The organism is Ruegeria sp. AE3 (assembly GCF_056542225.1).
In genome coordinates, this window is sequence record NZ_JBQFZL010000015.1 from 13,070 (window position 1) to 24,436 (window position 11,367).

General features: G+C 56.0%; 12 protein-coding genes. 2 read left to right on the plus strand and 10 right to left on the minus strand.

Annotation, left to right across the window (positions count from 1 at the left end; genetic code table 11):
- Positions 1–97: 97 nt before the first annotated feature.
- Positions 98–1,030, plus strand: coding sequence for a hydrogen peroxide-inducible genes activator (locus ACR0NZ_RS18015; protein ID WP_480520830.1), 933 nt, complete (start codon positions 98–100; stop codon positions 1,028–1,030).
- 31 nt (positions 1,031–1,061) lie between these two features.
- Here ACR0NZ_RS18015 and ACR0NZ_RS18020 read toward each other — a convergent pair whose 3' ends face one another.
- From ACR0NZ_RS18020 to ACR0NZ_RS18030, 3 genes are read right to left on the minus strand one after another with little or no spacing between them, the layout of a single operon-like run.
- Positions 1,062–1,397 carry a carboxymuconolactone decarboxylase family protein gene (locus ACR0NZ_RS18020; RefSeq protein ID WP_480477599.1) on the minus strand — a complete coding sequence of 112 codons (336 nt, stop codon included), beginning with the start codon at positions 1,395–1,397 and terminating at the stop codon, positions 1,062–1,064.
- An 11-nt stretch (positions 1,398–1,408) separates the two neighbouring features.
- Complete coding sequence (locus ACR0NZ_RS18025; RefSeq protein ID WP_480520832.1) at positions 1,409–2,167, minus strand: amino acid ABC transporter permease; 759 nt, start codon at positions 2,165–2,167, stop codon at positions 1,409–1,411.
- A gap of 9 nt (positions 2,168–2,176) precedes the next feature.
- On the minus strand, positions 2,177–2,917 hold the full coding sequence (locus ACR0NZ_RS18030) for an amino acid ABC transporter ATP-binding protein (RefSeq protein WP_480520834.1): 741 nt from the start codon (positions 2,915–2,917) through the stop codon (positions 2,177–2,179).
- Positions 2,918–3,038: 121 nt separating this feature from the next.
- Between ACR0NZ_RS18030 and ACR0NZ_RS18035 the strand changes: the two genes are divergently transcribed.
- Positions 3,039–3,809: a transporter substrate-binding domain-containing protein gene (locus ACR0NZ_RS18035; protein ID WP_480520836.1), complete on the plus strand. Its 771-nt coding sequence runs from the start codon at positions 3,039–3,041 to the stop codon at positions 3,807–3,809.
- 73 nt (positions 3,810–3,882) lie between these two features.
- On the opposite strand, the gene ACR0NZ_RS18040 is transcribed toward ACR0NZ_RS18035, so the two are convergent.
- From ACR0NZ_RS18040 to ACR0NZ_RS18070, 7 genes are all read right to left on the minus strand, one after another.
- Entirely contained in the window at positions 3,883–4,839 is a 957-nt protein-coding gene (locus ACR0NZ_RS18040; protein ID WP_480520838.1) for a dipeptide ABC transporter ATP-binding protein, read from the minus strand.
- Entirely contained in the window at positions 4,836–5,813 is a 978-nt protein-coding gene (locus ACR0NZ_RS18045; RefSeq protein WP_480488833.1) for an ABC transporter ATP-binding protein, read from the minus strand. Before ACR0NZ_RS18045 ends, ACR0NZ_RS18040 begins: the two co-directional genes overlap by 4 nt.
- Positions 5,814–5,817: 4 nt before the next feature.
- Positions 5,818–6,720 carry an ABC transporter permease subunit gene (locus ACR0NZ_RS18050; protein WP_480488831.1) on the minus strand — a complete coding sequence of 301 codons (903 nt, stop codon included), beginning with the start codon at positions 6,718–6,720 and terminating at the stop codon, positions 5,818–5,820.
- On the minus strand, positions 6,720–7,727 hold the full coding sequence (locus tag ACR0NZ_RS18055; protein ID WP_480477613.1) for an ABC transporter permease subunit: 1,008 nt from the start codon (positions 7,725–7,727) through the stop codon (positions 6,720–6,722). The genes ACR0NZ_RS18050 and ACR0NZ_RS18055 overlap by 1 nt, the downstream gene beginning before the upstream one ends.
- Positions 7,727–8,821, minus strand: coding sequence for a M24 family metallopeptidase (locus ACR0NZ_RS18060; protein WP_480520840.1), 1,095 nt, complete (start codon positions 8,819–8,821; stop codon positions 7,727–7,729). Before ACR0NZ_RS18060 ends, ACR0NZ_RS18055 begins: the two co-directional genes overlap by 1 nt.
- 68 nt (positions 8,822–8,889) lie before the next feature.
- Positions 8,890–10,473, minus strand: a complete 1,584-nt coding sequence (locus ACR0NZ_RS18065; protein WP_480495867.1) for an ABC transporter substrate-binding protein — start codon at positions 10,471–10,473, stop codon at positions 8,890–8,892.
- Between the two features lie 305 nt (positions 10,474–10,778).
- Positions 10,779–11,153 carry a hypothetical protein gene (locus tag ACR0NZ_RS18070; protein WP_480520842.1) on the minus strand — a complete coding sequence of 125 codons (375 nt, stop codon included), beginning with the start codon at positions 11,151–11,153 and terminating at the stop codon, positions 10,779–10,781.
- Between the last annotated feature and the right edge of the window lie 214 nt (positions 11,154–11,367).

Sequence of the window (11,367 nt, forward strand, 5' to 3'; positions counted from 1 at the left end):
CTGAGTATTTACCGAGGGGTTCAGATGTCTTGACTCGTACCTTACGGTTTCGATAATTGGAAATTTGTAATTACTATCATTGCGATTAATTTTTCCTATGAAGTCACTCACACTTAAACACCTGCGCTACTTCGAAGCGCTTGCCACCCACGGCCACTTTGGCAAGGCGGCGGCAGCCAGCGCGATATCGCAACCCGCGCTTTCCATACAAATCAAGGAGCTGGAGGCCATAATGGGTGGCCCCTTGGTCGAACGCGCAGCACGCGAAACCCGCCTAACCGCGCTTGGCGAAGATGTCCTAAAACATGGCCGCGAAATCCTGACGCGGGTCGAAGATTTGGGGAATCTTGTGCAATCTTCCGCTGGTCCCTTGTCGGGTCGCATCAGAATCGGGGTCATCCCCACGGTCGCGCCTTATTTGCTGCCATCAATCATTAAGGCACTGTCGCAACGATTCCCGCAGCTGACGATCGAACCCAAAGAGACCATCACCCAAACCCTGATCGGCGAAATTCTGGACTCCAGACTGGATTTTGCCGTTGTCGCTTTGCCGGTCTCGGAACCTAGCCTTCGGGAATTTTCGTTGTTTAACGAAGACTTTCTGCTGGTTCGCCCGGCGCGGGACGCCGGGTTGCCAATGCCAAGTTCGTCACAGCTCAGAACCATGCGGCTGCTGTTGCTGGAAGAAGGGCATTGTTTCAGGGATCAGGCGCTTTCGTTCTGTTCGATCCGCAATATCGAACCGCAACACATTATGGAGGGCAGCTCTCTGTCCACACTGGTGCAGATGGTCGGGGCGGGCATCGGTGTGACGCTGATACCGGAAATGGCCGTGGGGCTGGAAACCCGGTCTGCCGACGTGTCCATCGCCCGCTTTCAGGATACTCCACCAACCCGGACCATCGGCCTGATCTGGCGAAAGACCAACCCGCTGGGCGAAAACCTCCTGAAAATTGGCGCAATTATTCGCAAAACCGCCGAAGAAAACGCTGGAGGCATGGGGCAAATGAAACCGGAACCAAACGGCTGATCACTAACCGCTTTAGTGCTATGCGCGGCAATTACCCGGAAAACACATCATATGCCTTCAACGCTTTGGCGCTGTAGGCATAAGACGGCCCGCCACCCATATAGGTCGCCATTGCCAATGCCTCGCACATCTCGTCTCGGGTGGCACCCAGCCGGACAAGGGAACGCACGTGAAATCCGATGCAGCTGTCGCAGCGGGTCGCGATGGCGATGCCAAGGGCCATGAATTCCTTGGTTTTCTCACTCAGCGCGCCATCGGTCTTGGCGGCCTTGCCCATGATGCCAAAGCCGCGCACGGTTTCGGGCACTTCCTTCGAAAAAGTTCCGATATTGGCCTCGGTCTCGGCCATGAAAGCTTTCCAGTCCATATCCATTCTCCTTATCCGCGCTCGTCCGCGCCCATGCGACGCTCCAGCCAGCGCACACCGGCACTGATGATCAGAACCAGGATCAGGTATTCAAAGATCAACAGGGTATAGATTTCCAACGGGCGGTATTCCGTGACCACCAGCTCATTCGCGCGCCGGGTCAGTTCCTGCATCCCGATGACGCTGGCGAATGCGCTCATCTTGACGATGTAGATGAACTGGTTTGCCAAGGGCGGCAGAATGCGCCGGACTGCCTGCGGCAGGATCACATAGCGCATGGTCTGCACATAGTTCAACCCGATGGTCTGCGCCGCTTCGCTCTGACCACGCGCAATGGATTGAATGCCTGCGCGGTAAATCTCGGCAGTGAAGGCGCTGTCAGAAATCGCCAATGTGATGATCGCACCCCAAAAGGGATCGATGGGGACATTCATGCCCATCGACTTGAACACGATGGGCAATCCGTAAAAGACCCAGAACAGCATCGGCAGCAGGGGAATGGCGCGAATGAATTCAACGTAAACACGGTTGACCAGTCGCCAGCCGCGTTTCTCGGACAATCCCGGCAGGGCCACCATCAGCCCCAGTACGATCGACAACACGGCCGCGATCAGTGAAATCTGGATCGTTGCCCCCATCCCTGAGATCAGGAATTTTACATTGATCCAACCCGATGCTGTGGTCGGGTTGATCACATACCAACCCCAGGTCTGGGACGACGAACAGCCTGTGAGCATCAGCAGGGGCATTATCATAAAGAGTTTTTTCATCTGCCCCTCTTAGTGCTGCAGTATCTGAGACAGGAATTTGCGACACCGATCAGACTGAGGGTTGGAGAAGAAATGTTCCGGCTTGCCTTCTTCGACGATCTCACCAGCATCCATGAAGATCATCTTGTCAGCCACTTTGCGGGCAAACCCCATCTCGTGGGTCACGACCACCATGGTCATGCCCTCATTCGCCAGTTCCACCATAACTTCCAACACTTCCGAGATCATCTCGGGGTCCAGCGCCGACGTGGGTTCATCAAACAACAGCACGCGTGGCTCCATGCACAGGGACCGCGCGATGGCCACGCGCTGTTGCTGACCACCGGACAACTGCATGGGCTTTTTGTCCGCCTGATCGGGAATATGTACCCGATCCAGATAATGGCGCGCTTTTTCTTCCGCGTCCTTCCGGCTCAGGCCGCGCGCTTTGATCGGGCCCAGAGTTAGGTTTTCCAAAACGGTCAAATGTGGAAACAGATTGAATTGCTGGAAAACCATCCCGACTTCTGACCGAATGGTTGCCGCAGATTTTGCATCATCCGTCAGCTCAATCCCGTCTACACGAATGGTACCTTTCTGGTGCTTTTCCAACTGGTTGATACATCTCACAACGGTCGATTTTCCTGACCCGGAAGGTCCGCATATTACCACCTTTTCGCCGCTGTTGACTGTCAGATTGATGTCCTTGAGAACGTGAAAGGTATCAAACCACTTGTTCACATCCACAAGTTCGATTGCGGCGTCTGGCATAAGCTGAATTGCCCCTATTTTAGCCTCAGTATAAAATTTTCTTGAGGTTATCTTTCCCTTTAGACTTAAATCAATGAAGAATACGATCACAAGATCGTAACGCCACCAACGGGAGATACCTATGAGCGTTTTTTGGAAAGCCGCGGCGGCTGCCGTGTTGGGGCTTGTATTGTCAGGTTCCGCACAGGCGCAATCTGCGCTGAACGAGATTCTGGATTCCGGCGTGCTCAAGGTTGGCACCACAGGTGACTGGAACCCTATGACACTGCGCGACCCGGCAACCAACAGCTACAAAGGGTACGACATCGACATTATGAATGCACTGGCCGCCGATCTTGGCGTTGAGGTCGAATTTGTCCCCACCGACTGGAAAACACTGGTGAATGGTGTGGTCGCGGGCAAGTACCACCTGACCGGGTCGGCATCGATTTCACCACCGCGCATGAAAGTTGCGGGTTTTTCCGACAGCTATATCTCGGTGGAACTCTTCCCCTACACCACCAAGGAAAAGGCCGACAAATTCGACGGATATGACTCGATCAATCAACCCGGAGTTAAGGTCGCGACGACTTTGGGCACCACGTTTGAAAAACGGGTCCGCGAGTGGTTCCCTGACGCCGAGATCAAGGTGGTCGAGGCCCCAGCCCGCGGTTTTCAGGAAGTTATCGCCGGTCGTGCTGATGTGTTCATCACGTCGAACATCGAAGGATCGACACTAGAGGAGAAATTTCCAGTAGAGCGCGTGAAAAACGCTGGCCCCCGATCACCTTCGCCGATTGCAATGATCCTGCCACAAGGCGACCAGATCTGGATAAATTATGTTAACAACTGGATCGAAGTGAAAAAAGCGGAAGGCTTCTTTGAAGCAAACCGCGATAAATGGGGGCTCTGACGCCTTCAAGGACGTGCGGATACTCTAACGCCCGGTCCTATGGCCCGGGTGTTTTCGTTGGTCATCTGGTTTTTCAGAAAAGAGGATGCAGACACGCAACCTGATGGATTTCATCATCCAGTTCAGGCAATGTTTGCCTGCACTGGTCAGTCGCGAGCCAGCATCGTTGCGCAAAAGCGCACCCTTTCGGGATGTTCATGGGTGACGGCAACTCGCCTTCCAGCTTGATCCGCTCTTTCCGGGCATCCGGGTCGGCACGGGGCGTCGTGGACAGCAACGCCTTGGAGTACGGATGTCGGGGAGCAGCGAACAGCTGCTCTTTCGGACCTTTTTCGACCGCGCGCCCCAGATACATGACAATCACGTCGTCGGCGAAATGCCGGACAACCGACAAGTCATGTGAAATGAACAGGTAGGCCAAGTTCAGCCGTTCCTGAAGATCGACCAGCAGGTTCAAGATCTGCGATTGAATCGACACATCCAGTGCCGAGACAGGTTCATCCAGAACCAGCACCTTGGGGTCCAGCATAAGCGCCCGCGCAATGGCGATCCGCTGGCGCTGCCCACCCGAGAACATATGCGGATAGCGGTCATAATGTTCCGGGCGCAGGCCCACCATCTCGATCATCTTGCGTGCCTGCATTTCACGGTCGGCGGCCGTCATCTGAGGCCGGTTGATGATCAGCGGTTCCTGCAGGATCTGGCCGATGCGCTGACGCGGATTCAACGAGCTATAGGGATCCTGAAAGACGATCTGCACCGTCTCTCGCATCTTGCTCCATTGCGAAGGGGTAATTTCGACCCCGTTTATCGTCAGGCTGCCCGAGGTTGGTTCTTCGATCATTGTGATCAGTCTGGCCAGCGTAGACTTGCCACAGCCTGACTCTCCGACAATGGCCAATGTTTTTCCCGGTTGCAGGTCGAAATCCACCCCCGACAGCGCCTTTACGGTTGCGGGTTTGGACAGCAACCCGCCTTTGACCGTGTAAAACCGGGCCAGGGCGTTGGCCTGAACGATAGGTGTGGTCATACCAGCTCTCCGGCGGCAATCTTTTCAACATAGTGACAGCGCGCTTTGCCAAATGCCTCGGCATGAGGGGTCGGCGGGGTCTGAGCGCAGGTCGCATCGGCAAAGCGGCACCGTGGGCTGAAAAGGCATCCTTTTGGCCGGTCGAATTGCCCCGGGACAACACCTGGAATCGTCGGCAGAATCTTGGACGTTGCCCGCTCCGGCAAAGCACTTAGCAGGGCCGTGGTATAGGGATGACGCGGCGTTCGAAACAAATCCCTGACAGGCTGTTCTTCAACCTTTTGCCCGGCATATTGTACCTGAACCCGCTCGGCGGTTTCCGCCACGACACCCATGTCATGGGTGATCAGAACCAGACCCATGCCATGCTCATTACGCAACCGGATCAACAGATCCAGAATCTGCGCCTGAATGGTCACGTCCAGCGCCGTGGTCGGTTCATCCGCGATCAGCAGCTTGGGGTTGCAGGCAATGGCCATCGCGATCACAACCCGTTGGTTCATGCCCCCTGACATCTGATGCGGAAAGGAATTCAGGCGGCTTTCAGGCGCGGGAATGCCAACCTGATCGAACAATTCGACCGCACGCTCGTGACGCTCTTTTCGGTTCAGGCCAAGGTGGATGCGCAATGCCTCTTTGATCTGAAACCCGACAGTAAAACAGGGGTTCAGCGAGGACATCGGTTCCTGAAAGATCATCGCCATGTCCTTACCAATGATCTTGCGCCGTTCGCGGGCCGAGATACCGGACAGGTCACGGCCCTCAAAGCTCATCTCATCGGCGGTGATCGTGGCGGTCCAGGGCAGCAAGCCCATCAGTGCCAGCATCGACACGGACTTGCCCGAACCGCTTTCGCCGACGATGGCCAGCAATTCGCCTTTGTCGACCGACAGATCGACACCGTCCACGGCGCGGAAACTACCCGAAGATGTGGCGAACTCAACAGTCAGATTACGGATCTGCAAAAGGCTCATGCGATCAGCTCCGTTTCAGTTTCGGGTCCAGCGCATCCCGCAACCCGTCACCCATCAGATTGATGGCAAGCACGGTGACCAGAATCGCGAGACCGGGGAAGGTTACAACCCACCATGCGCGCAGGATGAACTCGCGCGCTTCAGCCAGCATGGTGCCCCATTCCGGCGTGGGGGGCTGCGCGCCCATGCCCAGAAACCCAAGGGCCGCCGCGTCCAGAATGGCAGTCGAAAAAGACAGGGCCGCCTGCACGATGATTGGCGCCAGACAGTTGGGCAATACCGTGATGAACATCAGCCGCGACTTGCCAGCACCGGCCACACGGGCCGAGGTCACATAGTCTTTCTGCCGTTCCGCCAGAACCGACGCGCGGGTCAGGCGCACGTAATGCGGTTGAAACACGATGGCGATGGCGATCATCGCATTGGTCAGTGATGGGCCCAGAATGGCGACCAGAACAAGGGCAAGCAGCAGAGACGGGAAAGCCAGGACGATGTCCATCACCCGCATAATCAACGTATCAACCCATTTGGGCGCAAAACCCGACAGAAGGCCGACCATTACGCCGCCCGTTACGGCAACACAGACCACAACGATCCCCACAAAGAAGGAATAGCGTGAACCCATGATCAGCCGCGACAGCATATCCCTGCCCAAAGGATCGGTGCCCAACGGGAAGGCCCAGCTTCCGCCTTCCTGCCAGGCAGGGGGTTGCAGGATATGGTCCCGGAACTGTTCGGTCGGATCATAGGGGGCCAACAAAGGGGCAAAGGCCGCACAGAACACAAAGGCGGCAAAAACCCACAACCCGATCACGGCACCGCGGTTTTCGCTGAAATAGTACCAGAACTCTCGCAGTGCGCTGGGACGATTTTCGGCCATTGGCTGGTTCGACGAAAGCTCGGTCATCATCGTCTCCGGATTTTGGGGTTGATGATGCCGTACAAAACATCGACCAGCAGGTTCACCAGCATCACGATCACCGCGATCATCAGCAAACCCCCTTGCACCACCGGGTAATCCCTGCGGAAAATACTGTCGACCATCCACTTGCCGATGCCCGGCCAGCTGAAGATGGTTTCAGTAAGAATTGCCCCCGCCAGCAACGTACCAACCGACAACCCGATCACCGTGACAACCGGTATCAGCGCGTTACGTAGCGCATGCAGCCCGTTTACCCGGGTCGGCGACAACCCTTTGGCACGCGCGGTGCGGATGTAATCTTCGCCCAGAACCTCCAGCATCGCCGACCGGGTCTGACGCGCGATCACGGCCAGCGGAATAGTACCCAGCACAATCGTCGGAAGGATCAGATGACGAACGGCCGACCCGAATGCGCCTTCCTGTCCGGACAAAAGACTGTCGATCAGCATAAAGCCAGTGACACTTGGGAAGTAATAAAGCAGGTCGATCCGGCCGGACACCGGTGTCCAGCCAAGATTGCCCGAAAACACGATGATCAGCAGCAGCGCCCACCAGAAGATGGGCATCGAATATCCGACTAATGCCGAAGACATCAGTGCCCTGTCAAAAAACTTCCCCCGGTTCACCGCCGCAATCACGCCGGCAGGCAGACCCAATGCGATGGCGAAGATCATGGCGCAGAGCGAAAGTTCCATTGTCGCGGGGAACAGCGAAAAGAACTCCTCCCAGACCGGTTTTTTGGTGACAAAGCTTTCGCCGAGATCGCCCTGCAAAACTCCGGCAAGGTATTCCCAGTATTGCTGCAACACCGGTTTGTCGAAACCCAGCTTTTCTACCATTTCCTGGTAGCGTTCTTCAGTCATGCCGCGCTCGCCGGCCATAACGATGATCGGATCACCCGGTAGCACCCGGATAAACATGAATGAAATCAACGTCACGCCCAGAAAGGTCGGGACGAACAGGCCAATGCGGGTGAGTAAGTAACCAAACATCAGCGACCTATGATTGTAAGCTCTTTGGGGAAATGGGTCAGCGACCGGCAGCCATCCTCAGTGACAAGCACATCATCTTCGATGCGAACGCCAAAACTTTCGAGCGCATACAGACCTGGTTCATTCGTCCAGACCATACCCGGCAGGATTTTCTGATGATTCCCACGCATGATATAAGGTGCCTCATGCACATCCCGACCCAACCCGTGACCCGTTTTGGTGCGAATACGATCCGCAAATGGCGAGGCCTCGAGCACGCTTATGACCGCATCGTCTATGTCATGGGCCGCTACACCAGGGCGGCAGGCTTCGAACCCGGCTTTGTTGGCGCGCAGAACGGTGTCGTAGACTTCCCTGCCCTCGTCCGACACGTCCTGAACAAAGAAGGTTCGCGTAATGTCGGCGGCGAAACCATCTTTGCGGGCACCGAAATCGAACAGTAACGCGTCGCCTGCCCTGATCTGGTAGTCGTTGCGCGCTTTCCCATGCGGCCGTGCCGAATTGTCGCCAGCCGCTACGATGGGTGAAAACGCCAGTGACTCGGCCCCTTCTGCAAACAGCGCCTGTATCAGGGCTTGCTCGATCTGTTTTTCGGTCTGGCCGACACGCACATCTGCAATCACACGACCCAGAGCACGTTCCGAGATATCGATGGCCGCCTGCATCGCAGCAATGTCTTCATCGGTCTTGATTATGCGCAGGCCCGAGATTTCGCGTTCACCGTCGACGATCCGTAAGCCCGGCAAAGCACGGGTGAACGCCGCAGAGACGAAAACCCGCATCACCTGACCTTCCACCGCAAGCGAGCGGATCGGCATTTGTGCGGCCAATGCGGTAAACGCATCGTCATAACCGGTCTGATCGCGCCAATCGAAAACAGCGCCCTCGAATCCGACAAGATCCCATGAGGCCAGTTCCAGATTGGGCACAATCGCTGCGGCCTGTCCCTCAGGCGGGACAACAACCACGAAGGGCCGTTCGTGGCTCATGAAAGCTTTTCCCAAAGCGCGGGTGAAATTCGGGCCAGGTACAAGAGCAACAGCGTCGACTGACATGTCCCGTGCCAGTTGACGATATTCGGACAGATCCGGCATTCAGGCCGACCTCCTCAATAAGAAAGCCGGAGCCGCCAAACAGGCGGCTCCGGTGAGTGAGTGGTGGCTTACTCGACGCTCACACCATAGAAGATGTGGCCGCCCAGCGGGTGCACTTTGTAACCTTGCACCTTGTTGCTCATCGGCATGAATACAACCGAGTGAGCAATGGTTGCCCATGGGGCCTGCTCTTTAAACACGACCTGAGCTTCTTCATACAGTTTGGTCCGCTCGGCCTGATCGGTGCTTTGCTTGGCTTTCAGGATCAGATCCTCGAACGGCTGGTGGCACCATTGCGCGCGGTTCGATGCTTCGACACCGTCACAGCCCAGCAGAACGGCCAGGAAGTTGTCCGGATCGCCGTTATCCCCGGTCCAGCCCAGCAGAACAGCACCGTCGCGGTTCAGTTCTTTCGAGCGTGACAGGTATTCGCCCCATTCGTACGAGACGATTTCGACGCCCACACCAACCTTGGCAAAATCGGCCTGAATCAGCTCGGCCATGCGGCGGGCATTAGGGTTATAGGGGCGCTGAACCGGCATCGCCCAGACCTTCATCGACAGGTCCGAGACGCCTTCGGCCTCAAGCATGGCCTTGGCCGCTTCGGGATCATATGGATCGTCCGCGATGGCGTCGTTATAGCCCCACATGGTTGGCGGGATCGGGTTCTTGGCAGCCTGGCCCGAGCCCTGGAAAACCACGTCGATGATCGCCTGCTTGTCGATCGCCATGTTCAACGCCTTGCGAACCTTGGGGTTGTCGAACGGCGCCATCGTGGTGTTGTAGGCAAGATACCCGACGTTCAGCCCTTCCTGCTCCATCATGTTGATGTCTGCATCATCCTTCATCGCCTGAATGTCAGCCGGGTTCGGGTAAGGCATCACATGGCACTCGCCAGCTTTCAGCTTCTGGTAGCGAACAGACGCGTCCGGCGTAATGGCAAAGATCAGGTTTTCGACCTGCGCCGGTTCCTTCCAATAATCGCCATTGGCGGCATAGCGGATCACCGCGTCTTTCTGGTAGGCCACGAACGAGAAAGGCCCGGTCCCGATGGGTGCGGTATTCAGTTTCTCAGGCGTGCCGGCAGCCATCATGGCATCGCCATATTCGGCTGACATGATCGATGCAAAATCCATCGCCATATTCGCAACAAAAGGTGCCTCTGGCTTGGACAGGGTGAACTTCACCGTGTAGTCATCAATCTTTTCGATAGAAGAGACCAGATCCGGCATCCCCATACCCTGGAAGTATTCCCACGTGCCGCCAGACACTTGGTTATAGGGGTGGTTCTCGTCCTTTTGGCGCATGAACGAGAAGATTACGTCATCGGCGTTGAAATCGCGGGTCGGGGTGAATTCATCATTCGAATGGAATTTGACACCCTGGCGCAGCTTGAAGGTGTATTCCAGGCCATCATCACTGGCCTCGACACTTTCAGCCAGGCCGGGGATCACGTTGGTTGTACCGGTTTCGAATTCCAGCAACCGGTTATAAATAGGATGCGACGAGGCATCAAAGGTTGTTCCTGCGGTAAACAGTGCAGGGTCAAACCCCTCGGGTGAACCTTCGGAACAATACACCAGGGTATTTGCCTGTGCCACGGCACCCGACAGGGCTATTGCCGTGGTTGCGGCCAGAAGATTGAGTTTCATGATTTTCTCCCAGAAATGGACTTGGCAAGACAATCGCATGGCTCTTTGTCGTCAGAGCGTTCAGTGACAATACAGGTCGTTGCGATATCCCTGACAAATGTATCCAAAATACAAAACCTGTTGTCAACCGGCTCTGTCACTGACTTTCGTGAATGATGCCCCGTTGACAGGGTGTGTCATGAACCTGAAAGCGCCCTGCCCCTAGGAAATCGCGAAGGGCGACACTAACATTTCACAGGTTCCGGCAGTTTGGCCACAGATATCGACTCTCGTTGACCCAAAGTCATTTTGGTAAGAATGGATAGCTATCTCTGACCGGTAGCTGAGGAAGTATCCTTGCGCATATCGCGAATGCAATCGTAACCCAGCCAGAATAAGACTGTCAGTGTGACCAGAAATACGTAAGGAAGCAGCGAGATATGCATAACCAACACGCCATAGAACATGGCGGCGTATGCGGCGATTTGGACTATCACCAACACACCCCACGCACCCATTCCCCAAAGATTGCGCGCATTCCCCTGACCGGTCGAGTTGCGCAGGCTCTGACACTCTGCCTCGTTCACCACGGGGGGCGCGGCACGCGTTGAATTGAGAGTGCCGTTGGTGTCGAGCGCGCTGGATCGACATGCATCGAAACAAGGGGCCGCCTCTCGACAGGCGGGCGCAGTGTGTAACATTGGTTGAGTCCTTGGACATCTGGGGTTTGGCAGCGAGCCTTCACTGTGCCTCAGGACAACTACCTCCCGCACCATGCCACCCACGAAATCAGGCGCCACCGTTGCCATCTTGCAATCATATCCAGCGGAGAAATGCCGATCCTCGCTCTGGCGCAGCATAAAACCGCACACATAGCCGAGAGACCCGTGAATACCGCGATCAGATGAGGTCTGA

Bases quoted from the DNA above. Each gene is read 5' to 3' on its own strand.
- ACR0NZ_RS18015 (WP_480520830.1), top strand. From the start codon at position 98: ATGAAGTCACTCACACTTAAACACCTGCGCTACTTCGAAGCGCTTGCC.
- ACR0NZ_RS18020 (WP_480477599.1), bottom strand. From the start codon at position 1,397: ATGGACTGGAAAGCTTTCATGGCCGAGACCGAGGCCAATATCGGAACT.
- ACR0NZ_RS18025 (WP_480520832.1), bottom strand. From the start codon at position 2,167: ATGAAAAAACTCTTTATGATAATGCCCCTGCTGATGCTCACAGGCTGT.
- ACR0NZ_RS18030 (WP_480520834.1), bottom strand. From the start codon at position 2,917: ATGCCAGACGCCGCAATCGAACTTGTGGATGTGAACAAGTGGTTTGAT.
- ACR0NZ_RS18035 (WP_480520836.1), top strand. From the start codon at position 3,039: ATGAGCGTTTTTTGGAAAGCCGCGGCGGCTGCCGTGTTGGGGCTTGTA.
- ACR0NZ_RS18040 (WP_480520838.1), bottom strand. From the start codon at position 4,839: ATGACCACACCTATCGTTCAGGCCAACGCCCTGGCCCGGTTTTACACG.
- ACR0NZ_RS18045 (WP_480488833.1), bottom strand. From the start codon at position 5,813: ATGAGCCTTTTGCAGATCCGTAATCTGACTGTTGAGTTCGCCACATCT.
- ACR0NZ_RS18050 (WP_480488831.1), bottom strand. From the start codon at position 6,720: ATGACCGAGCTTTCGTCGAACCAGCCAATGGCCGAAAATCGTCCCAGC.
- ACR0NZ_RS18055 (WP_480477613.1), bottom strand. From the start codon at position 7,727: ATGTTTGGTTACTTACTCACCCGCATTGGCCTGTTCGTCCCGACCTTT.
- ACR0NZ_RS18060 (WP_480520840.1), bottom strand. From the start codon at position 8,821: ATGCCGGATCTGTCCGAATATCGTCAACTGGCACGGGACATGTCAGTC.
- ACR0NZ_RS18065 (WP_480495867.1), bottom strand. From the start codon at position 10,473: ATGAAACTCAATCTTCTGGCCGCAACCACGGCAATAGCCCTGTCGGGT.
- ACR0NZ_RS18070 (WP_480520842.1), bottom strand. From the start codon at position 11,153: ATGTTACACACTGCGCCCGCCTGTCGAGAGGCGGCCCCTTGTTTCGAT.